Origin of the sequence: Streptomyces sp. 549 (assembly GCF_030124175.1) — a bacterium.
Taxonomy (GTDB): domain Bacteria; phylum Actinomycetota; class Actinomycetes; order Streptomycetales; family Streptomycetaceae; genus Streptomyces.
The window spans coordinates 19023-42462 of the sequence record NZ_JASKMT010000037.1 but is presented as its reverse complement, the minus strand read 5'-3'; the positions used below and the strand labels follow the sequence as shown (position 1 = coordinate 42462).

Annotated in this window: 22 protein-coding genes and 1 pseudogene; 9 read left to right on the top strand and 14 right to left on the bottom strand. The window is 73.1% G+C overall.

From position 1 onward, the window contains the following. Window positions 1–372: 372 nt before the first annotated feature. The 3 genes from QNO07_RS25845 to QNO07_RS25835 form a co-directional block, all read right to left on the bottom strand. Window positions 373–1362, bottom strand: coding sequence for an aldo/keto reductase (locus QNO07_RS25845; RefSeq protein WP_283994891.1), 990 nt, complete (start codon window positions 1360–1362; stop codon window positions 373–375). A 198-nt stretch (window positions 1363–1560) separates the two neighbouring features. Further along, a complete protein-coding gene (locus QNO07_RS25840; protein WP_283994890.1) occupies window positions 1561–2163 on the bottom strand; it encodes a GNAT family N-acetyltransferase in 603 nt (200 codons plus the stop codon). 230 nt (window positions 2164–2393) lie between these two features. Next, window positions 2394–2711 carry an SCO4225 family membrane protein gene (locus QNO07_RS25835; protein ID WP_283994889.1) on the bottom strand — a complete coding sequence of 106 codons (318 nt, stop codon included), beginning with the start codon at window positions 2709–2711 and terminating at the stop codon, window positions 2394–2396. 437 nt (window positions 2712–3148) lie between these two features. On the opposite strand from QNO07_RS25835, the gene QNO07_RS25830 reads away from it, so the two are divergent. The 4 genes from QNO07_RS25830 (at window position 3149) to QNO07_RS25815 (ending at window position 7047) form a co-directional block, all read left to right on the top strand. Continuing rightward, a complete protein-coding gene (locus tag QNO07_RS25830) occupies window positions 3149–4261 on the top strand; it encodes a medium chain dehydrogenase/reductase family protein (RefSeq protein ID WP_283994888.1) in 1113 nt (370 codons plus the stop codon). A gap of 241 nt (window positions 4262–4502) precedes the next feature. Then, window positions 4503–5486: a sigma-70 family RNA polymerase sigma factor gene (locus QNO07_RS25825; RefSeq protein WP_283994887.1), complete on the top strand. Its 984-nt coding sequence runs from the start codon at window positions 4503–4505 to the stop codon at window positions 5484–5486. 154 nt (window positions 5487–5640) lie between these two features. Beyond that, the gene (locus QNO07_RS25820) at window positions 5641–6012 is read left to right on the top strand and encodes a hypothetical protein (RefSeq protein WP_283994886.1); all 372 of its coding nucleotides are present in this window, start codon (window positions 5641–5643) and stop codon (window positions 6010–6012) included. Window positions 6013–6186: 174 nt separating this feature from the next. Next, window positions 6187–7047 (top strand): alpha/beta fold hydrolase, encoded by an 861-nt coding sequence (locus QNO07_RS25815; RefSeq protein ID WP_283994885.1) that lies wholly within the window; start codon window positions 6187–6189, stop codon window positions 7045–7047. On the opposite strand, the gene QNO07_RS25810 is transcribed toward QNO07_RS25815, so the two are convergent. Genes QNO07_RS25810 through QNO07_RS25800 form a run of 3 tightly spaced genes read right to left on the bottom strand, consistent with a single transcriptional unit; the run spans window position 6998 to window position 10564 of the window. Next, on the bottom strand, window positions 6998–7741 hold the full coding sequence (locus QNO07_RS25810) for a succinate dehydrogenase/fumarate reductase iron-sulfur subunit (protein ID WP_283994884.1): 744 nt from the start codon (window positions 7739–7741) through the stop codon (window positions 6998–7000). The two genes, QNO07_RS25815 and QNO07_RS25810, sit on opposite strands and share 50 nt — an antisense overlap. Beyond that, on the bottom strand, window positions 7738–9858 hold the full coding sequence (locus QNO07_RS25805; RefSeq protein ID WP_283994883.1) for a fumarate reductase/succinate dehydrogenase flavoprotein subunit: 2121 nt from the start codon (window positions 9856–9858) through the stop codon (window positions 7738–7740). Before QNO07_RS25805 ends, QNO07_RS25810 begins: the two co-directional genes overlap by 4 nt. A 1-nt stretch (window position 9859) precedes the next feature. Continuing rightward, window positions 9860–10564: a succinate dehydrogenase cytochrome b subunit gene (locus QNO07_RS25800; RefSeq protein ID WP_283994882.1), complete on the bottom strand. Its 705-nt coding sequence runs from the start codon at window positions 10562–10564 to the stop codon at window positions 9860–9862. 83 nt (window positions 10565–10647) lie between these two features. Here QNO07_RS25800 and QNO07_RS25795 point away from each other — a divergent pair. Continuing rightward, window positions 10648–11520: pseudogene (locus QNO07_RS25795) on the top strand (LysR family transcriptional regulator); the annotation flags it as partial. Between the two features lie 196 nt (window positions 11521–11716). Here QNO07_RS25795 and QNO07_RS25790 read toward each other — a convergent pair. The 6 genes from QNO07_RS25790 to QNO07_RS25765 form a co-directional block, all read right to left on the bottom strand. Next, window positions 11717–12439 carry a CPBP family intramembrane glutamic endopeptidase gene (locus QNO07_RS25790; protein ID WP_283994880.1) on the bottom strand — a complete coding sequence of 241 codons (723 nt, stop codon included), beginning with the start codon at window positions 12437–12439 and terminating at the stop codon, window positions 11717–11719. Between the two features lie 190 nt (window positions 12440–12629). Continuing rightward, entirely contained in the window at window positions 12630–13070 is a 441-nt protein-coding gene (locus QNO07_RS25785) for an SPW repeat protein (protein ID WP_283994878.1), read from the bottom strand. 170 nt (window positions 13071–13240) lie between these two features. Continuing rightward, the gene (locus QNO07_RS25780) at window positions 13241–14044 is read right to left on the bottom strand and encodes a polysaccharide deacetylase family protein (RefSeq protein ID WP_283994877.1); all 804 of its coding nucleotides are present in this window, start codon (window positions 14042–14044) and stop codon (window positions 13241–13243) included. Between the two features lie 364 nt (window positions 14045–14408). Continuing rightward, a complete protein-coding gene (locus tag QNO07_RS25775) occupies window positions 14409–15455 on the bottom strand; it encodes a phosphatidylinositol-specific phospholipase C domain-containing protein (RefSeq protein WP_283994875.1) in 1047 nt (348 codons plus the stop codon). 179 nt (window positions 15456–15634) lie between these two features. After that, the gene (locus QNO07_RS25770) at window positions 15635–16960 is read right to left on the bottom strand and encodes an FAD-dependent oxidoreductase (RefSeq protein WP_283994874.1); all 1326 of its coding nucleotides are present in this window, start codon (window positions 16958–16960) and stop codon (window positions 15635–15637) included. Between the two features lie 230 nt (window positions 16961–17190). Then, window positions 17191–18081, bottom strand: a complete 891-nt coding sequence (locus QNO07_RS25765; protein WP_283994873.1) for a TIGR01777 family oxidoreductase — start codon at window positions 18079–18081, stop codon at window positions 17191–17193. Window positions 18082–18131: 50 nt separating this feature from the next. Here QNO07_RS25765 and QNO07_RS25760 point away from each other — a divergent pair, with 50 nt between their 5' ends. Beyond that, complete coding sequence (locus QNO07_RS25760) at window positions 18132–18638, top strand: GNAT family N-acetyltransferase (protein ID WP_283994870.1); 507 nt, start codon at window positions 18132–18134, stop codon at window positions 18636–18638. Between the two features lie 66 nt (window positions 18639–18704). Here the strand turns inward: QNO07_RS25760 and QNO07_RS25755 are convergent, their stop codons facing one another. Continuing rightward, window positions 18705–19223 (bottom strand): DUF4240 domain-containing protein, encoded by a 519-nt coding sequence (locus QNO07_RS25755; protein WP_283994895.1) that lies wholly within the window; start codon window positions 19221–19223, stop codon window positions 18705–18707. Between the two features lie 355 nt (window positions 19224–19578). Here QNO07_RS25755 and QNO07_RS25750 point away from each other — a divergent pair, with 355 nt between their 5' ends. Beyond that, on the top strand, window positions 19579–20544 hold the full coding sequence (locus tag QNO07_RS25750; RefSeq protein ID WP_283994869.1) for an SDR family oxidoreductase: 966 nt from the start codon (window positions 19579–19581) through the stop codon (window positions 20542–20544). A gap of 45 nt (window positions 20545–20589) precedes the next feature. On the opposite strand, the gene QNO07_RS25745 is transcribed toward QNO07_RS25750, so the two are convergent. Beyond that, window positions 20590–21561 (bottom strand): helix-turn-helix transcriptional regulator, encoded by a 972-nt coding sequence (locus QNO07_RS25745; protein ID WP_283994868.1) that lies wholly within the window; start codon window positions 21559–21561, stop codon window positions 20590–20592. Window positions 21562–21708: 147 nt separating this feature from the next. Here QNO07_RS25745 and QNO07_RS25740 point away from each other — a divergent pair, with 147 nt between their 5' ends. Both QNO07_RS25740 and QNO07_RS25735 read left to right on the top strand, forming a co-directional pair. Next, complete coding sequence (locus QNO07_RS25740; RefSeq protein WP_283994867.1) at window positions 21709–23268, top strand: sodium-dependent transporter; 1560 nt, start codon at window positions 21709–21711, stop codon at window positions 23266–23268. Continuing rightward, on the top strand, window positions 23268–23408 hold the full coding sequence (locus tag QNO07_RS25735; protein ID WP_283994866.1) for a methionine/alanine import family NSS transporter small subunit: 141 nt from the start codon (window positions 23268–23270) through the stop codon (window positions 23406–23408). The genes QNO07_RS25740 and QNO07_RS25735 overlap by 1 nt, the downstream gene beginning before the upstream one ends. Window positions 23409–23440 lie beyond the last annotated feature (32 nt).

Below are 23440 nucleotides of genomic sequence, written 5' to 3'. Positions count from 1 at the left end.
TGCGGCTCCGACGGCCGCACCCCACCCTGCCCATCACCCACAGAAACCCACTCCCCCACTCACCACACGTCACCGCATCGATGGTCACCGCCCGATCCCGGCGTGATGCGCCCTGACACTGTAGCCACCAAGCAACCCGGTTCCCACCGCAAGGAGAAGACGAGCGCCCACAGTTGCTGAGGCATCCACCACACGATGAAGCCCCTGCTCCTTACCCCGAGACCCATGACGTGACGCCTCAGAACCGGCCACAGCCGCCGGGCGGACGGCTTTGCACCAGGAACTCGAATGCCCTGTGCAGACGATGGAGACGTCCCCGCGCGTGCCGGTCACGGACCACCCCGAGAGGTGCGAGCCCGGCGGGCGCCTCGTTCAGGCGTCCTGCGGGGGCGGACCGCCGGCCCGGTCCAGTCGGGTCCTCAGCTCCGGCTCCAGTTTCAGGTCTAGGCCGCCCAGCACCTCGTCCAGTTGTGCCACCGAGCTGACGCCGACGACGGGCAGCGGCTGGGGGTCGCCGCCCAGCAGCCAGGCCAGTACCACCTGGTTCGGGGTGGCGCCCACCTCTGCCGCCACCTCGCGCACCGCGGCGAGCCGGGCGGGGGTGCCGGGATGCTCGTAGGCGGCCGACAACGGCTTGTCGGCGCGGGTGTAGGCGCCGGACAGCAGCGTCGAGTACGTGGTGAGGGTCAGATCGGGCTCGTTGCGCACGTAGTCCAGAAGTTCGGCGGTGACGTGCACGTGCCCCGACTCCGGGAACGCCACGTCGAAGCGCGGCTGGAGGTAGGAGTAGCGCTGCTGCACGCAGGTGTAGGGGGTCCAGCCGTGGCTGCGGGACGTCGCCCGTGCCTGTTCCATGCGCCAGGCGGGCTGGTTGGAGCTGCCGAGCAGCCTGACCTGCCCGTGCCGCACCAACGCGTCGAGGGTGCCGAGGGTTTCCTCCAGTGGGACGGAACGGTCCTCGATGTGCGTCCAGTACACGTCGATGCGGTCCGTCCGCAGCCGGCGCAGGCTGTCCTGCGCGGCGCTGCGTATCACCGCGTCCGACAGGCCTTCCGCTGTCTCCAGGCCCGTACCGGGCACGGTGGGCCGAGCGCCGGCCTTCGTGGAGATCAGCATCTCGTCCCGCACCCCGCGGGACTCCATCCAGCGGCCGACGACGGTCTCCGACTCGTCCCCGGTGCAGCCGGGTATCCAGAACGCGTAGTTGTTGGCCGTGTCGATGAGGTTGCCGCCCGCCTCACGGAAGCGGTCCAGGATGGCGAAGGACGTCGCCTCGTCCACCAGGCTGCCGAACGGCATCGCGCCCAGGGAGAGGAGTCCCGCGCTCGGGCCGGACGGCCCACCGATGTTGCGTCGCCTCATGAGTGGCTCCTTGCTGGGTCGAGGAGGGGTGAAAGGTGAACACCGCCCGCTCCACCGGCGGTCACCGGTGGCGGGCGTGCTCCTCAACGTAGGCAGGGAACGGTCCGGTGTCCCGGACCGATCGGCGAGCGGAATACCGGACCGATTCACGGAGCTGCGGCCGTCCGGTCGTCAGGGGGCTGCGGGGGCGCCCGGGCTTCAAGGGGTCGCGGTCGTTCCGGCCGACTGCTCACCCGGGGGGCAGGTTGCTTCGCGGTGGCGGTTCGCGGTGTCGAGCAGCAGCCAGACGTCCGGCGCGGCGCCGGCGGCTCCGGAGGGCGATGGGCGGCGCTCCGCATGCCAGGCGGTGCCCGCCGCGTCCGCGGCGACCTGCCGCCAGAAGCGGGCCGCGCCCGGATTGGCCTCCTGGTAGGCGATTCCCCATGGCCCGGGCCGGCCGGACAGCAGGTACAGCGCGGCCCGCCGGCCGACGCCGTGTCCGCGCAGGGCCCGCACCACGAAGAAGGCCGAAAGTGAGGTGCGCTGGTCACCGTCCGGACCGACCCGTTCGTCCATGCGGCGGGTGAGCGCGAAACCGGCGAGCTGGTCGGCGGCTCGGATCAGGTAGGCCCGGCGGTCCGGTGCGTCGAAGAACGACGGCAGCGGACCGAAGCGGAACGTGCCGTCGGCGGCGGGCAGCTGGCCCGTGAACTCGGAGAGGTCGTGGCGGTAGAGCTGGGCCAGGTTCTCGACGGTGCGCCGGGCGTGCTGTCCGGTGGCTGGGTGCAGGGTCACCGGGCTGTGCTTCGCAGGGACATCCATGGGCGGAGTATGCCGGGCGGTGTGGCGCCGGGCGGGCCGGTGCGTGCGCTCCTCGGACGGCGGAACGGCATACCGCGTGGGACCTCGGGGCATGCGGCGGCCCCGGTGCCGCAGCCGCTCCCCACCGGGGGGCGGTGACTGCTGCGGGCTCCGGGGCGAGGCTGGTACGAGGTCGGGTTCCGCACGAGATGGTCAGGCCCGCACGGGTGACCCAGGCCCGCACGGGGTGGTCAGGCCCGCACGGGTCGGCCGAGGAGGCGCTGCGTCAGCGCCCCGAGCAGCGCCGCGTTGACGACGGCGGCCGTGGCGATCACCGCGAAGAAGAGCGCCGCCGGAGCGCCTTCCGGGAGCAGCAGGGTGAGCAGGCTGGTCGGCGCGGTGGCGAGCAGGGGTACGACGGCCGCGAACGAGGCGTCCTGGTGCGTCACGAACGCGTGGTCGGCCATCGCCCAGATCAGCAGGCCCAGCGTCGCTGCCAGGTACAGGCGTGAAACCCAGTTGCCGGCCACTGCGGAGAGGAAACCCTGCACTCGATTGTTGTCGCTCATTTTTCTCTGCCTTTCGGGAGGTCGTGGGAACAGCATGGCAGGAGGGTCGGTCAATCCATATGGGTACTCGTACTCATATGGATTTCTTGTCTGTTGAGCAGGGCTCTGAACTGGGAGTTTGCTATTCTCCTTACTTCCAGGGCGATTGGTGTCCGTCATGTGCAAGGTGTGAACAAGAGTCCGGCAAGAGGAAAGCAGGAGAAAAGCAGAGATCGAACGGGGGGTCGCTGGGCCCGGAAGTAGGTGGGGGACTCGCGTGAATTCTGGTGGCGGGGATACAGGGAAAGTCGTCCGAGGCCTGTGCCTGGCCGGGCCGGTGGCCGGGGGCCCGGTCGGGGGTGGCTGGCAGGGGTGCCGCTTGACGAGGGCCTGCCGGGTGAGCAGACTGCAAGTTACAACATCTAACAACAGTGACTATATGTAGCTAGGTGAGGGTCATGACTGGTACGGGGCGAAGTGCGGAGCCGGCGAGCGGTGGCGACGCCGCGGGGGAGCAGGCGGAGGTAGCCGAAGGACGTACGGCCACGGAGGTGGTGCTGCCCGGGGTGGTCGAGGCGGAGGGCCTGCGCGTGCGGCGTCGGCCGGTGCCGGTGCCGGGAGCGGGACAGGTGGTGCTGGCGATGGAGGCGACCGGGGTGTCCTTCGCGGAGCAGCAGATGCGCCGCGGCAAGTACTTCGACCAGCCGCCGTTCCCCTTCGTGCCCGGCTACGACCTGGTCGGAGCGGTGGCCGCGGTGGGGGAGGGCGTCGACGCGGCGCTGCTGGGGCGGCGTTCCGCGGCGCTGACCAAGACCGGTGGCTGGGCGAGTCACGTGGCGGTCGACGCGGCGGACCTGGTCGAGGTGCCCGCGTCGGTGGGTTCGGCCGAGGCGGAGACGGCCGTGGTCAACGGGGTGACGGCCTGGCAGATGCTGCACCGGGTGGCGCGGGTGCCGGCGGGCGGCACCGTGGTCGTGCTCGGAGCGAACGGCGGCGTCGGCTCGACGCTGGTGCAGCTCGCCCGGCATGCCGGGCTGCGGGTGATCGGCACAGCGTCCCCGCGTCACCACGAGGCGGTGGCGCGGCTGGGGGCCGAGCCGCTGGACTACCGCGATCCGCAACTTTCGCAGCGCATCCGCGAGTCGGTGCCCGGCGGGGTGGACGCGGTGTTCGACCACGTCGGTGGCGAGGGCATCGTCGACTCGTTCCGGTTGCTGGCCCCCGGTGGCAGCCTCGTCGCCTACGGAACCGCGTCCACCAGGGACGTGTCCGGCTCGTCGAAACTGCCGGTGCTCAAACTGGTCGCCCGGCTGCTGCTGTGGAGGGTGCTGCCCAACGGGCGGCGCACCCACTTCTACAACATCTGGTCCGGCAGGCGCCGCCCGGCGAGGTTCCGGGCGCGGTTGCGGGAGGACCTGGGGCGGGTGTTCGCGCTGGTCGAGCAGGGTGCGCTGGTCCCGCAGGTCGCGGCCCGGCTCCCGCTCTCCCGGGCGGCCGAGGCGATGCGCCTCGCGGAGTCCGGCACGGTCACCGGCAAGGTGGTCCTCGTTCCGGACCCGCCCGCCGTCTGAGCCCGGTTCGGCTCCCGACCGCCACCGGGACGCGGAGCCGGTTCCGCCGATGGCCGACCGCCGCCGCACGGGGCATGCTGGAAGCCTCGAAGGCCGGCCCCGAGCGGCTCCCGCCGGAACGGGCCGGCCTCCCCCGAGGGCCGGCCACCGCCCGAGTTCGGCGGGTTCCGGCGGGTTGTCAGACCCCGGTGTGAGGATGGCGGCATCCGAGGCGGCGTGTGAGGTCTGGAAGGGCAGAGCCATGGCACAGAAGCAGATCGACGAGGAGTTCCCGCGGCTGGCCGACCCGTTCCGGCGGGAACTGCTGGCGCACTGCTACCGCATGCTGGGGTCGGTGCACGACGCCGAGGACCTCGTCCAGGAGACGTACCTGCGTGCCTGGCGTGCCTACGACCGGTTCGAGGGGCGCTCCTCGATGCGCACCTGGCTGCACCGCATCGCCACCAACACCTGCCTCGACGCCTTGGAGAGCCGCAGCCGCCGGCCCCTGCCCACCGGTCTTGGCGCGCCCAGCTCCGACCCCTCGGACACGCTGGTCGAGCAGGGCGAGGTGCCGTGGCTGGAGCCCGTGCCTGACGCGATGGTCGGAGCCGCGGGTGCCGACCCGGCGGCCGTCGTCACCTCCAAGGAGAGCATCCGGCTGGCGTTCGTCGCCGCCCTCCAGCACCTGCCGCCGCGCCAGCGGGCGGTGCTGCTGCTGCGGGACGTGCTGAAGTGGCGGGCCGCCGAGGTGGCGGAGCTGATGGACACCACCACCGCCTCGGTGAACAGCGCGCTGCAGCGGGCCCGCGCCCAGCTCAAGCAGCTCACCCCGACGGAGGAGAGCGTCTCCGAGCCGTCCGACGCCGCCCAGCGGGAGCTGCTCGACCGCTACGTCACGGCCTTCGAGAACAAGGACATCAGCGCCATCGTGCAGCTGTTCACCCAGGACGCCGTCTGGGAGATGCCACCCTTCACCGGTTGGTACCGGGGGCCGGAGGACATCGGCCTGCTCATCAAGAACCAGTGCCCCGCAGGGCCCGGCGACCTGCGCCTGGTGCCTGCCGCGCTCAACGGCCAGCCCGCGTTCGGTATGTACATGCGCCAGGCGGACGGCAGCTTCGCGCCCTGGAACCTGCACGTCCTCACGCTCTCGGGCAGCGGCGTCTCCCACGTGGTGGCCTTCTTCGAGCTGGACCTCTTCAGCCGCTTCGGGCTGCCCTCGGTGCTGCCCGCTGCATCCTGACCGGGCCCCCGGCCGGCGACCCGTGATTGGAGCGCCCGCGCCCGGTGCGGCCGGGGCGAATCCGCCGCACCGGCGGGCGAGGAAAGGGAGGGGAACGGGCCGCCACGCCACCCGGCAGGATGCGGCCGCGCCACCGGCACACGAAGGAGAAACCGTGGACACCAAGCTGCTGCGCGCGGTCGGAGCCGCCACCGCCGTGTACGGGCTGGCGGTGACCCTGCGCCCGCAGCTGCTCGCCAAGCCCTCCGGGCTGGTCGACGCAGCCGGCCGCACGGCACCCGACACGGCGACCTCGCTCCGGCCGCTGGCCTGGCGGGACGCCGCCTGCGGGGCCGCCATGGCCGTCGCGCCCGCCGGTGGCCCGCTGCGGGCGGCGGCGTCGCTGCGCATCGCCGCCGACTTCGGCGACGCGGCGCTGCTGGCCGCGACCCTGCCGCGCGGTTACCGCTGGAAGGCCGTCGCCGTGTCCGTCGCCTGGGGCGCGCTCTCGGTGGCCGGGCTGCTGCGCCACCCCGGTGCGGACTGACCCCGCCTCAGGCGGGCAAGCGCCCCGGCGAGGGCCCGTCCACGGCCTGCGACCACACATCACCGCGCCACCACGCCACCGTCAAACGGTCCCGCCGTCACACGTGTCAGGTCGGCGGCGGCCCACACGTTCCCGGCCGGCACCTGCCGGGCCGGCCGAGGGAAGGCACCCGTCGTGCAGCACGTCCCGCTGGACATCCGCGTCCGCCCGGCCACCTCGCAGGCCGCGGTGCTGCTCCTGCACGGCGGTCGGGCCGACGCGCTGGAGCCCCCGACCCGATGGAACCTGCCGGCCCGTCGTCTGGGTCTGCTCGCCCGCGCGCTGGGCCGTGCCGCCCCCGTGCCGTCCCTGGTGATCGCCGCCGCCCGCTACCGCCACCGCGGCTGGAACGGCGGACGGGCGGACCCCGCCGCGGACGCCCGTGCGGCGCTGCGTGCACTGGCCGAGGCGTGCGGGCCGCTGCCGGTCGTGCTGGTCGGGCACTCGATGGGCGCCCGGGCCGCACTGCGTGTCGCCGACGCCCCGCACATCGCGGGAGTGGTGGGCCTCGCGCCCTGGTGCCCGCCGGGTGAACCGGTCACCCAGCTCGCCGGCCGCACCGTGGTTCTGGTGCACGGTGACCGCGACCGCGTCACCGACCCGCGGCAGACGTGGGCCTTCGCCGCCCGTGCGCGGGCTGCCGGGTCCGCGGCCTGCGGGGTGGTCGTGCCCGGCGGTGACCATGCGATGGTGCGCTCTGCCACCGACTGGCACCGGATCACCGCCGCCGCGGTCCGGGGCCTGCTCGACCCGGCCCGGATGCCCGCCCCGCTCGCCGCAGCACTGACCACCGGCCCGGACAGCGGTCCGGTCGGTGGTCCGCACGGCGACACGGACAGCGACCCTGACGGTGGCGCCGGCGTCCGCCCGGGCCGGACGGGGACGCGTCACCCGCTGCCGCTGCCGCTCAGCCAAGTGCTCGGCCGGGGAGCGACCTGGCGCCGGGTCAGGGACGGCGGCGGTTGGCGCGCAGGAACTCCCGGTTCATCGCGGTGATCGACTGGAACGGGATCCCCTTGGGGCACGCCGCCGCGCACTCCCCGACGTTGGTGCAGCCGCCGAACCCCTCGTCGTCCATCGCCGACACCATGTCCAGCACCCGGCTCTCGCGCTCCGGGGCGCCCTGCGGCAGCACGTTGAGGTGCATGACCTTGGCCGCGGTGAACAGCATCGCCGCGCCGTTGGGGCAGGCGGCCACACACGCACCGCAGCCGATGCACTCGGCGTTCTGGAACGCGGTGTCGGCCGCCTGCTTGGGCACCGCGGTGGCGTGCGCGTCGGGCGCGCTGCCCGTCGGCGCGGTGATGTAGCCGCCCGAGCCGATGATCCGGTCCAGCGCCGACCGGTCGACCACCAGGTCCCGCACCACGGGGAACGCGCCGGCCCGCCACGGCTCCACGTCGACCGTCTCGCCGTCGGTGAAGTGCCGCATGTGCAACTGGCAGGTGGTGGTCCGCTCCGGACCGTGCGCGTCTCCGTTGATCACCATGCCGCAGGCGCCGCAGATGCCCTCGCGGCAGTCGTGGTCGAAGGCGACCGGTTCCTCGCCCCGCAGTGTCAGCTGCTCGTTGAGGGTGTCCAGCATCTCCAGGAACGACATGTCGGGGGAGATGCCGTCGACCTCGTAGGGCGTCATCCGGCCCGGCTCGTCGGGGCCGGTCTGCCGCCAGATGCGCAGGGTGAGCTTCATGAGTAGCTCCGCTGGGTGGGGTGTACGTACTCGAAGTGCAGGTCCTCGCGGTGCAGCACCGGAGGTTCACCGACGCCGGTGTGCTCCCAGGCGGCGACGTAGGAGAACCGTTCGTCGTCGCGTTCGGCCTCTCCGTCCTCGGTCTGGCTCTCGGTGCGGAAGTGGCCGCCGCAGGACTCCGCCCGGTGCAGCGCGTCCACGCACATCAGCTCGGCCAGCTCCAGGTGGTCGGAGACCCGGTGGGCGCGTTCCAGCGACTGGTTCAGCTGCTCGCCGCCGCCCGGCACGCTGATGCGCTCCCAGAACTCCTCCCGCAGCCTGGGAATGCGGTCCAGGGCCCGGCGCAGCCCTTCCGCGGAGCGGGCCATGCCGCACTCCTCCCACAGGATCTCGCCCAGCTCGCGGGAGAAGGAGTCCGCGGTGCGGTCGCCGTTGTTGGACAGCAGCCGGTACAGACGGTCGGTGACCTCGGTCATCGCCTCGTGCACGGCCGGGTGCTCGGCGTCGACGTCCTCGTGCGGGTGCCGGGCCAGGTAGTCGCCGAGCGTGGCCGGCAGCACGAAGTAGCCGTCGGCGAGGCCCTGCATGAGCGCCGAGGCACCCAGCCGGTTCGCGCCGTGGTCGGAGAAGTTCGCCTCGCCGATCGCGAACAGGCCCGGCACGGTCGTCTGCAGGTCGTAGTCCACCCACAGGCCGCCCATCGTGTAGTGGATCGCCGGGTAGATCCGCATCGGCACCTCGTAGGGGTCCTCCGCGGTGATCCGCTCGTACATCTCGAAGAGGTTGCCGTACTTCTCCTCGACCGCGTCGCGGCCCAGCCGTTCGACGGCGTCGGCGAAGTCCAGGTAGACGCCCTGGCCGGTGGGGCCGACGCCGCGGCCCTCGTCGCACACGTTCTTCGCGGCCCGGGAGGCGATGTCCCGGGGCACCAGGTTGCCGAAGGCCGGGTAGAGCCGTTCCAGGTAGTAGTCCCGCTCGGACTCCGGGATCTCTCCCGGCGGCCGGTCGTCGCCGGCGCGCACGGGCACCCAGATGCGCCCGTCGTTGCGCAGCGACTCGCTCATCAGCGTCAGCTTCGCCTGGTGGTCGCCCGACCGCGGGATGCAGGTGGGGTGGATCTGGGTGAAGCAGGGGTTCGCGAACAGGGCGCCGCGCCGGTGGGCCCGCCAGATCGCGGTGGCGTTGGAGTTCTTGGCGTTCGTCGACAGGTGGAAGACGTTGCCGTAGCCGCCGGTGGCCAGCACCACCGCGTCGGCGAAGTAGGTGTCGATCCGGCCCGTCACCAGGTCCCGGGCGACGATGCCGCGGGCCCGGCCGTCGATCACCACCAGGTCCAGCATCTCCGTCCGGGCGTGCATCTCCACCCGTCCGGCGGCGATCTGCCGCGACAGCGACTGGTAGGCGCCCAGCAGGAGCTGCTGGCCGGTCTGGCCGCGGGCGTAGAAGGTGCGGGACACCTGCACACCGCCGAACGAGCGGGTGTCCAGCAGGCCGCCGTACTCGCGGGCGAACGGCACACCCTGCGCCACGCACTGGTCGATGATCTCCACGGACACCTCGGCGAGGCGGTGCACGTTGGACTCCCGCGCGCGGAAGTCGCCGCCCTTGACGGTGTCGTAGAACAGGCGGTGCACCGAGTCGCCGTCGTTGCGGTAGTTCTTGGCGGCGTTGATGCCGCCCTGGGCGGCGATGGAGTGGGCCCGGCGCGGCGAGTCCTGGTAGCAGAACTGCACCACCCGGTAGCCCTGCTCGGCGAGCGTCGCACCGGCGGCGCCGCCGGCCAGACCGGTGCCGACCACGATGACCGTGTAGCGGCGGCGGTTGGCCGGGTTGACCAGCTTCGCCTCGAACCGGCGCCGGTCCCAGCGCTCCGCGATCGGCCCCTCCGGGGCGCCGCAGTCGTCCGCCGTGAGCGGGCTGCCCGTCACCCAGCGGTCGCCGTCGCCGCCCGGGTCGGCAACGTCCGGCGCCGAGACGTCCGGCGCCGAGACGTCCGGCGCCGAGACGTCCGGCGCCGAGACGTCCGGCGTCGCGACGTCCGGCGCCGAGACGTCCGGGGCGGGGGGTGCCGGGGCGGCCGGTGCGGTGCCGGGGGCCGGGCTGTCGGGGGAGGACATGTCAGCTCACCAGTCCCGTCATCACGCCGAGGGGGACCGCGAGGAAACCCGCGGTCAGGATCAGGGCCAGCCCGTTGGACAGGAGCCGCAGGCCCCGGTCCCGCGCGGGACTGCTCGCGCCGAGCGTCTGCGCCGCGCTCCAGAAGCCGTGCCGGATGTGCAGCCCTACCGCGAGCATCGCCACCACGTAGATGACGTTGCCGTACCAGGTGCTGAACGTGGCCACCACGTTCTCGTAGGGGCGTCCGGCCTCACCGCGCGGGTTCACCGTGCCGGTCGTCAGGTCCAGCAGGTGCCACACGACGAACAGCGCGATGATCACCCCGCCCCAGCGCATGGTGCGCGTCGCGTAGCTGGTCCGCGCCCGCCGGTGGGCGTAGCGCACCGGGCGGGCGGCGATGTCCCGGCGGCTGAGCTGGTACGCGGCGACGCCGTGCAGCACCACCGAGGCGAGCAGCACGACGCGGGCGATCCACAGGAACCACTCGTGGTGCAGCACTGGCTGACCGATGGTCCGGAGCCAGTGCGCGTACCCGTTGAAGTCCTCAGGACCGAAGAAGATCTTGAGGTTCCCCAGCATGTGCGCGATCAGGTAGAGCAGCAGCATCACGCCGGTGACGGCCATGACGGCCTTCTTCCCCAGCGTGGACTGCCACAGCAGGCGCACGGTGGAGGGGCGGCGCTCGGTTAGCGGGGTACCTGCCATAAGTCACCACGGTAGGCAGCCGAGCGCGATCAGTCCAAGACATAGAAGAGTTCATGTCGATAGCCGATGTCTATGCTGGAAGGATGCAGCTCCAGCAGCTCCGCTATGTGGTCGCCGTCGCCGACACCCGCCACTTCACCCGGGCGGCCCAGCGTGAGCACGTCGCCCAGCCCTCGCTCTCGCAGCAGATCCGGGCCCTGGAGCGGGAGCTGGGCGCCGACCTGTTCCATCGCGCGCGCGGGCACATCGCGCTGACCGACGCGGGGGAGGCGCTGCTGCCGCTGGCCCGGCGCATCCTCGCCGACGCCGAGACCGCCCGCCGCGAGGTGCAGGAGGTGGTGCGGCTGCGGAGGGGCCGGGTGCGGATCGGCGCCCCGCCGAGCCTGTGCACGAGCCTGCTGCCGGACGTGCTGCGGGTCTTCCACCGGCGCTACCCGGGGGTGGAGCTGGTGGTGCACGAGAACGGGTCCCAGGACCTGGTGCGGGTACTGGCGTCCGGCGAGCTGGATCTCGCGCTGGTGATCACGCCGCTGCCGGGGCAGTCGCCGGCCCTGGTGACGAAGGAACTGCTGCGGGAGGAGCTGGTGGTGGTCTCGTCGCCGGGTGCGCCTCCTCCCGTGCCCGGCCCGTACCTGAAGGTGGCCGACCTGCGCGGGCATCCGCTGGTGATGTTCCGCCACGGCTACGACCTGCGGGAGTTCACCCTCTCAGTGAGCCGTGCCGCGGGGTTCGAGCCGGTGCTGAGCGTGGAGGGCGGGGAGATGGACGCCGTGCTCGGCTTCGTCCGCGCCGGCCTGGGCCTGGCCGTGGTGCCCAGCATGGTGGCGGTGCGCTCCGGCCTGCGCATCATGCCCTTTCCGCCACCGGGCCTGCACCGCACGGTCTCCGTCGCGCACAGGGGCGACGTGTCGCCGCCGCGGGCCGCCCGGGAGCTGGAACGCATACTGCACGAGCACGGACACCGCCTCCGGCCGGGCGGGAGTGACGAGTCGGGTGGGGGTGACGAGCCCGGCGGGGGTGACGAGCCCGGCGGGAGTGACGAGCCCGGAGTGCAGGGCGGGAAGAGCGGCGGCGACGGGCCGGACGCGGACGGCGGTCCGGCCACGGGCGGCGACGCGGACGGTGCGGCGGGGGTGGGCGGGCCCCCGGAGGTCAGCGGCTGAGCCGCCGGACCGCCCAGGAGGCCAGGTAGCCGCCGGAGTTGAGCGCGGTGTGCAGCAGTGCGGGCGCGAGCAGGCTGCCGCTCCGCTGCCGGAGCAGGGTGAAGACCGCGCCCCCGGCAGCGGTGGTGACCACCGCGCCGGCGGCGGCGCCCAGTCGCGTCGGTGTCCGGCCGCCGGTCGAGACCTCCGTCAGTGCCGGGTTGGCCGTCAGCAGGTCGCCGGACGGCAGGACGTGCCACAGGCCGAACAGGGCGATCGAGGCCCATTCCGCGCCGACCGGCCCGCAGGTCTGCCGCAGTACCGCGGGAAGCACCCCCCGGAACGCCGTCTCCTCCAGCAGCACGGTGCCCAGCGGCACGTCGACGAGCGCCTGGCGCAGCACGCCGGGCAGCGTGTCCTCGGCGCGGTCGTCGGCGAACAGCGGCCGGGTGGCGGGTAGCACGGCGGCGACGGTGTAGGCGGCGGCGACCGCACCGGCCGCCGCGCCCCCGTACCGCAGCCCGCGGCGGCGCCGGGCTCGTGCGTCCCCCGGGGCCGGCGGGCCCGCGGGACGCCGGCCGGCGGCGTGGCCTCGGCCGATCGCGGCGACGACGGCGGTTGCCGCCACCGAGGTCGGCACGCTCGCCTGCGGCGCCCACCGGTTGTTCAGCAGGTTCACGGCGCCCAGCACGCCCAGTACGGCGACCGGCGCTGCGGCTTCGCGAAGAGGCATACCGCGACCCTACGGCCGCCGCCGTGCCGAAGGTGAGCCGTCGCACTGGGGGAGCCGCCGTGCCGAAGGTGAGCCGACGTGAGAAGCCAGGCCGCCGCGCCGTCCGCGAGGGCTGGATCGCGGGCGGCGCGGCCTCAGGGATGGCCTCCTGGTGTGAAACGGGTGCGGGTGCGGTCTTGGGAGCGGTGGATCACCGCTCCCGTGTGACCCGTGCGGCGGTCGCCGCGCAGGCCAGACCGAGGCAGAACACCACGGCGCCGACGATGAGGTTGTTCCAGATGATCCCGGCGTCGGGGTTGGTGCCCACGATCCACGAGGACACGGCCAGCCAGACACCTATGGCGCACATGGCCCAGCTCATCCCGTACATCCGCTCGGGCACCATGGTGAAGCCGAGCGCCATGACGGCGATGGCTATGCCGATGATGAGGTGATGGGTCGCGAGCGCCGGCTGTGAACCGGAGAAGTTGACGACCCAGGGGGATATGGCGCAGTACAGACCGGCGAGGAACACCGGCCCGTCCACGAACGCCACGTCCCGTCCGCCCAGCACTCGGGAATAGCGCTCCCGCATCTCGGAAGCGTCCGGGTGACCGGTCAGGTCACCCCTGTGGTGTGAGACGTCGGCCATGCGACTCGCCCCTTTCTGGTCTGTCGAAACGCAAGCCTCCACGCATGTTCCATTGTGCGCCTCAGTTGGGCAGATCGAAAGATATCTGTACATAACGGTCCGGTTCGGCGTCCCCGCTCGGCGTGTGCCGGTGGTGGCCCCAGGAGCCCCAGGGGCGCGGGCAGGGCGACTCAGGTGGGCTCGGAGAGCGGCACCATGGTGTAGCCCTGGTCGATCAGCCGGGGCAGGTAGTGGGCCAGTGCGTCGACCGTCTGGCTGCGGTCCCCGCCGCCGTCGTGGGCCAGCACGATCGCGCCGGGGTGCGCGCCGGTGAGGACGCGGGAGCGGATGGTGCGGCTGCCCGGCTCCCGCCAGTCGAGTGTGTCGATGGACCAGCCCATGGGTTCCATGCCCAGCTCCGCGCAGATGCGCAGCGAGGGGGCGTGCCAGGCGCCGTAGGGCGCCCGTGCGAAGCGCGGGGGTGCGCCGAGGGCCCGCTCGATGAGGTCGCAGGTGCGTCCCAGCTCTCGGCGGACCCTGGCCTCGGGCACGCGGTTGAGCTGCGGGTGGCTCCAGGAGTGGTTGGCGATCAGGTGGCCGTCGTCGGCGATCGCCTTGACCAGGTCGGGGTTCCAGCCGGCGTTCTCGCCGATGACGAAGAAGGTGGCCCGGGCGCCGTGGCGGCGCAGGATGCGCAGCACCGCCGGGGTCTGGCGCGGGTGGGGACCGTCGTCGAAGGTCAGCGCGATCTTGCTGCCCGGCTCACTGAGAGTCAGATGCGCCTCGGTGCGGACCGTGCGCGGCCCGTGCGGTGGCGCACCTGACGGCAGGCGCTCGGTGCCGGCGAGCGGGCGCAGCCGGTAGGACTCGGCAGCGGGCCGTGCGTCGTCGGCAACCGCCGCGACGCCGCCGAAGCCGGGTGTGTGTGCGGGAGCCGCCGCCAGCAGGCGGTGGACGCCGACCAGCCCCAGGCAGGCCGCGCCGCGCAGCAGCATGCGCCGTGTCGCGCGCGGGGCGGCCCGCCCGTCCGGGGTCGGGGCCTGCGACCCGACCGCCCCTGGCGACTCGTCGGGACCCGCGGGCGGCGGGTCCGCGGGGTGCTGGGGTGTCCTCGCTGAGTGGCAGAGCGCATCGGATTTGTCATATTGCATGACGTACAGGTCTCACGAAGTCGCCGCTGACCCGGGGCGGCGGCGCCGTGTCCGGCCGTACAGCACCCGTACGACCGTTCCAGCGCGCGCCACCGCTCCCGAGCCGCTAGCGTTGCCGGTCAGTCCAGCCGATCTGCCGTTCTGCCGGTCCACCCGTCTGCCGATCCACCGGTCGGCCCGTCCATCCGGCCGCCGGCCGGTCAGCCGGTCAGCCGTGCGGCAGGACGGTGCCGAGCACCCGGGGGAGCGAGGCCCAGTCGGAGGTCACCAGGCCCGCGCCCCGGGAGGCCAGCAGGGCGACGCGGGCGGTGGCGTCGGGCTCGGACGGGGTGCGCGCGTCGATCGCAGGCGGCACGTTGTGCGCCGAGGTCATCACGAGCAGGTAGTTGCGGCTGGTGTACCAGCGGGTGTCGATCGACCCGTAGGCGGCGGCGTCCCCGTCGAAGACCACGAACCACGGGCGGATGGACGCGTCGGCGTAGCGGCCCACCCGCGGGTCGCCGGCCTCGGCGCGGTGGACCGCGGGGAAGGCGACGGCCTCGTTCAGGCGGCCCGCCGAGGCGAGCGTGCGCAGGTGGGTGGCGTACTCGCGGTCGGTCCACAGGGTGTCGAGCGGATTGCCCTCCTCCACCGTGCCGGGGATCAGGTGGATGAGGAACTTGCCCGCCAACTGGTCGCGGGTGGGCCAGCCGTCGGCCCGCACCGCCTCGTCGAGCGTGGCGTGGCCGCCCGTCAGCTGGCCGGGCCGGTAGACGGCGTCGCCCAGCTTGCTGTTGACCAGCGCGTCGAACTGGGCAGGTCCGCGGCCTCCCTTGCCGTAGAAGCCGTCCTTCATCTCGATCTTCAACAGGATCGGCCGGTGCCCCGGGTTCGCGTCGTGCCAGGCCCGCAGGTCCGCCAGGCACCCGTCCAGCCGCTGGTTCCGCGGCCGGGTGCGCAACTGCGCGGCGGAGGAGGCGTTCTCGCAGTTGTTGTCGTTGGCGAGCGGTTTGTTGTGGGAGACGCGCCAGCCCGGCGCGAAACTGTTCGTCCACACGTCGAACTCCAGCAGGCCCGCCCCGGAGTCCAACGCGTCGGCGAGGAAGGGGAAGGTGGACTTCTCGTAGGCGTTGTGCACGCCCACGCCCGTGGTGGCGGAGTAGGGCAGGGAGCCGGTGTCGGCAGCCTGCGCGGGAGCGGTGGCGAGCAGGAGAAGAGCCGCTGCTGCGGCCAGGGGGGTGGACTTGAGCACGTCGGACGCCGCCTTCGCTGTCATGGCCAGTCAAGTGGGCGACAGCGTAGGGCAGTTGACTCCCTCGCAGGCAGAGGGTCGACAAACGCCGACGCACATTGCGGCGACGGCACGGCAACGTGCGCAGCAAGGGGGAGGGCAGGGGCGCACGGCGACGGGCGCACCCGGGGCTCGCTGCCCGGGTGCGCCCGTCGCCGCTGTGGTCAGGCGGCGGCCGGTAAGGCCGCGCCGGAGGTGGTGGCCACCCCGAAGTCCCGGCAGACGGCTCTCGCCGCCCGGCGTGCGGAGTGCAGCGCGCCCTGCGGGGTGCTGGTGTCCCGGTGGTCACCGCAGACGTACAGCCCGGTCAGCACCCGCACCGGGCGCTGGAGGTCGTGCGGCGCCGGCATCGCGGGCACCGCGTACGCGTCGTGCCGGGCGGACAGCAGCTCCCAGCTGTCCGCGCCGGCCCCGTGCAACCGGGTCAACTGGGCCCGGGCGGCGCGGTCCAGGGCCGCCACCGAGTCGAACGCGCTCCTGCCCAGCACCACCGACGTCACCAGCGTCCGCCCCGGCAGGGCCCGGGACGGGTCCACCGCCGAGGCGACCATGGTGTGCGCCACCGGCCCCCGGCGGTCGGCGTCCAGCAGCAGCGAGGTGTCCTCCAGCGGCGGGTCGGCGTCCGCCGCGTGGTGCAGCACGGTCACCGGGTGGAACGCGGGCACCCGCAGGCCCGGCAGCAGCGCGGCGGCGTCCCGCGCGCCGGTGGCGATGACCACGGCCCGGCACGCCAGCACGCCGTGCGCCTCGGTCTCGACCGCGTTGGTGGACACCGACACCGCCCGCACCCCGGTGCGCACGGTGCCGCGCGGCAGCGCGGCGGCCAGCAGCTCGGGCACCGCCGCGGCGCCGCCCGCCGGCAGGCACAGGCCGCGACGGGCGAACCCGCGCAGCGCGAGGTCGACGACGCGGCTGGAGGTGGTGAGGTCGAGGTCCCCGAGCAGCGCGCCGACCAGCGGCCTGACCAGCCCCTCGACGGTCCGCGCCGGCACGCCGCGGGCGGTCAGCGCGCGACCCGCCGGCAGCTCCGAGCGGGTGTGCAGCCGGGCGATCGGGGTGCTGCCCAGCCGTGCCAGCTGCCCCCGCAGCCGGGCGGCGTCCAGCGCACCCGCCAGGGCGCGTGCGGAATGGCGTGCGCCCCCTGCGCCTCCCCCCGGGCGCAGGGTGCGGGCACCGCTCACCCGCACCGAACGGTCGCCGCTGCGCACGACCGCGCCGGGCGAGAAGGGCCGCAGTGCCAGCGCCTCCAGCCCGCGGCAGCGGGCCAGTTCGGGCCAGTCGGCGCAGAACAGCTGGGCGCCGTGGTCGAGCCGGTAGCCGTCCGTGCGCTCCGTCCCCAGTCGGCCGCCGATCCGGTCGGCGGCCTCCAGCACCGTGACGGCGACGCCGGCGCTGCTCAGGTGGTGCGCGGCGGCGAGTCCGGCGAGTCCGGCGCCGATGATCACCACGTCGGCGGTGTCCGTGCGACGTATCGGTGCGGTGCTGGGCACATGCCCTCCCGAGAATGCTTACCCGATGTGCGGGCCGGTCCCCGGCCCGTGCGAGCGGAACTCACGTACGACACGACCCTACGAAGGTAAGGGCTCCGGGGCAGTCGCGCACCGGCAGTGCACGGTCGCACGGCGGTCGCACGCCACCGGAGCCCTGCCGCCGGTCCTGCGCCGACCCGCCGGCGTGTGCGGACGGCTCCCCTCCGCGGTGTGCCCCGCGCCGCCCCGGCTCAGCCCAGGGCTGCCCGGATCGACTCGTTGATCTTTGGGAAGGCGAACCGGAAACCCGACTCCAGCAGCCGCAGCGGCACCACCCGCTGGCTGCCCAGCACGTCCTGGGCGAACTCGCCCAGCGCCACCTTCAGCACCGGGGCCGGCACCGCGGCGATCGTCGGGCGCCGCAGGACCCGGCCCATCGCGGCCGTCACCTCCCGGTTCCGCACCGGGTCGGGCGCCGTGAGGTTGACCGGCCCGGACAGCGACCCGGTGTCGATCAGGTGCCGAAGGGCGGCGATCTCGTCGTGCATCGAGATGAAGCTCCAGAACTGCCGGCCGTCACCCATCCGGCCGCCCAGACCCGCCTTGAAGATCGGGAAGAGCCGGCCCCACGCGCCGCCCTCCCGGGACACCACCAGGCCGGTGCGCGGGAACACGGTGCGGATGCCCGCGTCGGCGGCCGGCGCCGCCGCCGCCTCCCACTCCTGGCAGATCTCCGGCAGGAAGCCGGTGCCGGGCGGTGCGTCCTCGTCCACCGCCCGGTCGCCGGTGTCGCCGTAGAAGCCGATGGCGCTGCCGGACACGAACACCTTCGGCGGTGTGTGCAGGTCGGCCAGCGCCGCGGCCAGCGTCGCGGTCCCCTGGACGCGGCTGTCCCGGATCACCCGCTTGTAACCGTCGGTCCAGCGCTTGTCGCCCACGCCCGCACCGGCCAGGTGGACGACCGCGTCGCAGCCCTCCAGCCCTGCGGAGTCCACCCGGCCGGCCTGCGGATCCCACTCGACCTCGTCCGCCGCGGCAGGCGGGCGGCGCACCAGCCGTGCCACGTCGTGCCCGTCACTCCGCAGCGAGCGGACGAGGGCGGAGCCGATGAGTCCGGACGCACCGGTGATCACGATTCGCATGGCCCCATCCTGGTGGACACCCGCCCGGAAGGCGAGGCAGAGTGCCCGGCATGCAAGGGGAACCGCTGATCCGAACCGCCGCCGCGACCGACGGGGAGGCCCTGGCGGACCTCGACGGGCGCACCTGGTCGCCGCTGCACGCCGTCACGCCGCGACCGCGCAGGCCGTACGGGCCGTTCTTCGACGGCCACCACCTGCCCCGCAACCACCTGGTCGCGGTGGTCGGCGGACGCACCGCCGGGTACCTGCGGCTGGTGGCCCCCACCCCGCTGCCCAGCAACCGCCATGTGCGCCAGATCCAGGGCCTGGCGGTGGACGACTGGGCCCGCGGCCGGGGCGTGGCCCGCGCCCTGCTGCGGGCCGCCGCCGACACCTGCCGCCTCCAGGACGTCACCCGCCTCACCCTGCGGGTGCTCGCCACCAACACCCCGGCCCGCCGGCTGTACGCGACGGAGGGCTTCACCGTGGAGGGTGTCCTGCCGGGGGAGTTCGTCGTCGAGGGCCGGACCGTCGACGACGTGCTGATGGGCCGCGTCCTCCCGCCCGGCGGACGCTGAGCGACGGGCCCGCGTCGCGCTCCGGCCGGCGACCGGACCCGCTCGCCCGCGGGCTGCTTCAGCCGCTCAGCTGCGGAAGCGGGCCCACAGCAGGGGGAACTCCTCGGCCAGCACCGCGTCGTCCTCCAGGGCGATCGGCGTGCCCTGCGGATCGGCCGGAGGCTCCGGGCCCAGATCGGGCAACTCGCCTCCGGTCAGCTGCTCGTACGCCTCGTCCGCGGCGTACGCCAGATCCTCGCCCTCACCGTCGGCCTCCGGGTCGAAGTCCTCCAGCAGCTTCGCCAGCGCGTCGCCGCCGGAGTGCAGCGCCCCCTCGAACACCTGCCGGCCCTGCCCGATCAGCCAGCAGCGGAACGAGTCGAAGACGTCGTCGCTCGCCCCGTCGAGCAGCACCCAGGCGGCGCCCCACAGGTCCCAGCGGTAGGACCGCTGGTAGCGGGCCTCGAAGTGGCGCGCGAAGTCGACCACCGTGTCCGGGTCGAGACCGGCCAGGCGGTCGACCAGCAGTTCGGCATGCTCGTCCGGATCACCTCCGGCGGCCTGCCGGGTGGCGTCGATGAGCTGCCAGAACTCGTCCTCGTGCAGTGTCACGGGACCAGCATCGGGCCTGGCGGCCCTTCGCGCACGCGGAGCCACGCGGATGCGCCCGTGTCGTTACGTGCGGCATGCGGGCGTCGAACGCGCTGACCGGTCGGCTGCGCCCCGGCGGCGAGCTGCCCGTCCTGGGCTGAACCTCGTCGCCCTGGGCTGAGCCGTGGCGACCTGGCCCCTGATCCGGCGGGCGACCCAGCGCGGGAAGGCCGCCCGGCGGGGCCGCCCGGAATCCGGTCCGGAACCCGGTCCGGGAAAGGCGACAGAAGATGTCCGGTTTCCCTGTCAGCGTGGCGGGAGTTGCCGATGACGACCTGGTGACGGCAACCGGACGAGAGGACGTTGCACCATGACAGAGCACGCGCACCCCACCCAGGACGGCCCCGGGGACACGTCGGACGGTCCCCGGCGCCCGCTGGCCGGCAAGGTCGTGCTGGTCGCGGGCGCCACCCGGGGCGCCGGCCGGGCGATGGCGGTGGAGCTGGGACGGGCCGGCGCGACCGTGTACGCGACCGGGCGCACCACAAGGGACCGGCTGAGCGAGGTCGGCCGGGCGGGCGAGACCATCGAGCAGACCGCGGAACTCGTCGACGAGGCGGGCGGCACCGGCATCGCGGTGGTCGTCGACCACCTGGACCCGGAGCAGGTGGCGGGGCTCGCCGAGCGCATCGACCGCGAGCAGGGGCGGCTGGACGTGCTGGTCAACGACATCTGGGGCGGCGACCACCTGCTCGTGTTCCACAAGCCGCTGTGGGAACTCGACCTTGAGGCCAACCTGCGCATGCTGCGGTTGGGCATCGACAGCCACGTCATCACCAGCCACCGCATGCTGCCGCTGCTGATCCGCCGGCCGGGCGCCCTGGTGATCGAGGTGACGGACGGCACGGCCGACTCGAACCGGGAGTACCGCGAGAGCTTCTGCTACGACGTCGCCAAGTACGCCCCCATCCGGATGGCGAAGGCCCTCGCCGCCGAGCTGAAGCCGCACGGCGGCCACGCGGTGTGCGTCTCCCCGGGCTTCCTGCGGTCGGAGCAGATGCTCGACGCGTTCGGTGTCACCGAGGAGAACTGGCGGGACGCCGTAGCCAAGGAGCCGACCTTCGCCATCGCCGAGTCGCCGCTGTTCCTGGGCCGCTGCGTGGCCGCGCTCGCAGCGGACACCGACGTGGCGCGCTGGAACGGGCAGTCGGTGGACAGCGGACAGCTCGCTCGCGAGTACGGCGTGAAGGACGCGGACGGGTCGCAGCCGGACGCCTGGCGCTACCTGAAGGAGGTCATGAGCGGCAGGGAGGTCGACGTGGCGGACTACCGCTGAGCCGGGTGCCGGACGGGAACGCCCCCGGGTGCTCCCGTCCGGCCGTCAGGGGCGCCGGTAGACCTCGGCCATGCGCGCCGCGGCCCGGGCGAAGCGCTCCCGCAGCGGGGCGGGCGCGCACACCTCCGCCTCCGGTCCCAGCGCGAACAGCTGCCCGAAGGCCACCTCCTGGGACTCCACGGCCAGCGTGACCGTCAGCCGGCCGTCCTCCTCGCGGGTCCCGGCGGCCACCGCCTCGTCGGCCGCGACGCGGTCCCCGCAGACGAACCGCAGGTTCCGCACCCCGGCCGGGGTGAGCCGCAGCACGACCTGCTCTCGCAGCACCGAACGGGCGAACGCCGCGGCCCGCTCGTCCCAGAAGCCCGGGAGGTCGAACTCCTCGTCCCGCACGAAGCGCCCCTGCCGGGCCGTCACCTCGCCGAAGCGGTCGACCCGGTAGACCCGGAAACCGCCGCCGGTCGCGGCGGCCAGATACCACACGCCCGCCTTCAACACGAGGCCGTAGGGCTCCAGTTCCCGGACCACCTCGCCGTTGCGGCGACGATAACGCACCGTCACGGGCAGGTCGTCCCAGACCGCCTCGGCGAGAGCCGGCAGGAAGGCCGGCGTCTCGACCTCCTGCCACCAGTTCGGCGCGTCCAGGTGGAACCGCTGGGCCACCGTGCGGGGAGCGTCGCGCAGCTCGGGGCTGAGCGCGGCGGAGACCTTCAGGCGGGCGGCCGACGCCGCGTCCGCCAGGCCGAGGTCCCGCAGCGCCGAGGGCACACCGGAGAGGAACAGTGCCTCCGCCTCGCCCTTGGCGATGCCCGTGAGGCCCGTGCGATAGCCCCCCACCAGGCGGTATCCGCCGGACCTGCCACGTTCGGCGTAGACCGGGACACCCGCTTGGCCGAGTGCGGCCACGTCCCGGGTGACGGTGCGTTCCGACACCGAGAGCTCCGCGGCGATTTCGGCGGCGGTCATCGTCCGCCGGTGCTGCAGCAGCAGCACCATCCTGATCAGCCGGGCAGCACGCATGGCTGCATTGTGCCGCGCGGCGGGTGCGGATGGGTGACCGGGGCGTTGCAGCCGTCTCGCTTTCCGGACACGAGGCCTGACGAGATGTCTGAAATGTTCTTCACTGCTAACGTTCGGTCACCTCTACCGTCACCAAGGATTTGAGCCATGGTCACTAAACCCCGCGAGCAGTGGGGCACTCGGGCGGGATTCCTGCTTGCCGCGATCGGTTCCGCGATCGGGCTGGGCAACATCTGGAGATTCCCGGCCGAGGCCTACAGCAACGGTGGCGGAGCGTTTCTGCTGCCCTACCTCATCGCCCTTCTCACCGCCGGTCTGCCGCTGCTGATCCTCGAGTACACGATCGGCCGCAAGTACCGCCAGTCCCCGCCGGCCGCGTACCGGCAACTGGCCAAACCGGCGCAGTTCATCGGCTGGTGGCAGGTCGCGATCTGCTTCGTCATCGCCACCTACTACGCGGTCATCCTCGCCTGGGCCGTGCGCTACGTGGGGTTCTCCGTCGGTCAGCAGTGGGGCGGGGACCCCGAGAGCTTCCTGTTCGGGGACTTCCTCAAGCTCGGCGAGGAGCCCGGCACATCCTCGACCTACGTCAGCGGGGTCTTCTGGCCGCTGCTGTTCGTGTGGGTGGCCGTCCTGGTCATCCTCGCCTTCGGCGTGCGGCGCGGCATCGAGGCCGCGAACAAGATCTTCATCCCGCTGCTCGTCGTCTTCTTCGTGGCGCTCGTCATCCGGGCCGTCACGCTGGAGGGCGCCTCTCTCGGGCTGGACGCGTTCTTCTCACCCGACTGGGACGCGCTCACCGACGGCAAGGTGTGGGTGGCGGCCTACGGGCAGATCTTCTTCTCGCTGTCCATCGGCTTCGGCATCATGATCACCTATGCCTCCTACCTGCGCCGCCGGGCCGACCTGACCGGCTCCGCGCTGGTGGCCGGCTTCGCCAACAGCTCCTTCGAACTGCTCGCCGGCATCGGCGTCTTCGCCACGCTGGGCTTCCTCGCCGCCAGCACCGGCGGTGAGGTCGGCGACGTGCAGGGCGGCCTGGGACTGGCCTTCGTGGCCTTCCCGACGATCATCTCCAACATGCCGCTGGGCACCCTGTTCGGCGTGCTCTTCTTCGGCTCGCTGGTGATCGCCGGCCTGTCCTCCCTGATCAGCATCGTGCAGGTGGTGGTCTCCGCCGTGCAGGACCGCACCGGGATGGCCCGGGTGCCGGCCGTGCTGGTCTGCGGCGGGGCTGTCGCGCTGGTCTCCCTCGTGCTGTTCCCCACGGACGGCGGCCTGTACCTGCTGGACGCCTCCGACCACTTCATCAACCAGTACGGCATCGCGCTCGCCGCGCTGGTCAGCGTGATCACGATCGCGTGGGTGCTGCGCCGGCTCCCGTCCCTGCAGAAGGACGCCGACGCGACGTCCGCGGTGCGGCTCGGCCACTGGTGGAAGATCTGCCTGGGCGTCATCACGCCGGTCGTGCTCGGCTGGATGCTGGTCGACGCACTCCGCCAGGAGTTGTCGGAGAACTACGAGGGCTACGACACGGGCTTCCTGATCTGGTGGGGCTGGGGCGCGGCCATCGGCGCGCTGGTCGTCGCCGTACTCATCGCCCTGATCCCCTGGCGGCGGCCCAGTGACCTGCCACCGGAGGAAGGCGTCCCGGTGGTCACCGACACCCAGGAGCCCCCGGCCGCCCCCGACGAGAGGAACAGCTGATGTCCACCGGTGCCATCGTGATGATGATCATCTCCATCGTCATCGTGTGGGGCGGCCTGATCGCGGCCATCCTCAAGCTGCGGGGCCACCCCCAGGAGGTCGAGCCGGAGGCCGACGCTCAGACCGGTCCGCCGGCCTGAGTCAGCGGCCGACCCCCTGCCGTACCGGAGCG

Bases quoted from the DNA above. Each gene is read 5' to 3' on its own strand.
- QNO07_RS25840 (WP_283994890.1), bottom strand. From the start codon at position 2,163: ATGGATGTCCCTGCGAAGCACAGCCCGGTGACCCTGCACCCAGCCACC.
- QNO07_RS25790 (WP_283994880.1), bottom strand. From the start codon at position 12,439: ATGCCTCTTCGCGAAGCCGCAGCGCCGGTCGCCGTACTGGGCGTGCTG.
- QNO07_RS25805 (WP_283994883.1), bottom strand. From the start codon at position 9,858: ATGTCCTCCCCCGACAGCCCGGCCCCCGGCACCGCACCGGCCGCCCCG.
- QNO07_RS25835 (WP_283994889.1), bottom strand. From the start codon at position 2,711: ATGAGCGACAACAATCGAGTGCAGGGTTTCCTCTCCGCAGTGGCCGGC.
- QNO07_RS25830 (WP_283994888.1), top strand. From the start codon at position 3,149: ATGACTGGTACGGGGCGAAGTGCGGAGCCGGCGAGCGGTGGCGACGCC.
- QNO07_RS25760 (WP_283994870.1), top strand. From the start codon at position 18,132: ATGCAAGGGGAACCGCTGATCCGAACCGCCGCCGCGACCGACGGGGAG.
- QNO07_RS25785 (WP_283994878.1), bottom strand. From the start codon at position 13,070: ATGGCCGACGTCTCACACCACAGGGGTGACCTGACCGGTCACCCGGAC.
- QNO07_RS25800 (WP_283994882.1), bottom strand. From the start codon at position 10,564: ATGGCAGGTACCCCGCTAACCGAGCGCCGCCCCTCCACCGTGCGCCTG.
- QNO07_RS25735 (WP_283994866.1), top strand. From the start codon at position 23,268: ATGTCCACCGGTGCCATCGTGATGATGATCATCTCCATCGTCATCGTG.
- QNO07_RS25750 (WP_283994869.1), top strand. From the start codon at position 19,579: ATGACAGAGCACGCGCACCCCACCCAGGACGGCCCCGGGGACACGTCG.
- QNO07_RS25845 (WP_283994891.1), bottom strand. From the start codon at position 1,362: ATGAGGCGACGCAACATCGGTGGGCCGTCCGGCCCGAGCGCGGGACTC.
- QNO07_RS25825 (WP_283994887.1), top strand. From the start codon at position 4,503: ATGGCACAGAAGCAGATCGACGAGGAGTTCCCGCGGCTGGCCGACCCG.
- QNO07_RS25780 (WP_283994877.1), bottom strand. From the start codon at position 14,044: ATGCTGCTGCGCGGCGCGGCCTGCCTGGGGCTGGTCGGCGTCCACCGC.
- QNO07_RS25745 (WP_283994868.1), bottom strand. From the start codon at position 21,561: ATGCGTGCTGCCCGGCTGATCAGGATGGTGCTGCTGCTGCAGCACCGG.
- QNO07_RS25765 (WP_283994873.1), bottom strand. From the start codon at position 18,081: ATGCGAATCGTGATCACCGGTGCGTCCGGACTCATCGGCTCCGCCCTC.
- QNO07_RS25775 (WP_283994875.1), bottom strand. From the start codon at position 15,455: ATGACAGCGAAGGCGGCGTCCGACGTGCTCAAGTCCACCCCCCTGGCC.
- QNO07_RS25740 (WP_283994867.1), top strand. From the start codon at position 21,709: ATGGTCACTAAACCCCGCGAGCAGTGGGGCACTCGGGCGGGATTCCTG.
- QNO07_RS25810 (WP_283994884.1), bottom strand. From the start codon at position 7,741: ATGAAGCTCACCCTGCGCATCTGGCGGCAGACCGGCCCCGACGAGCCG.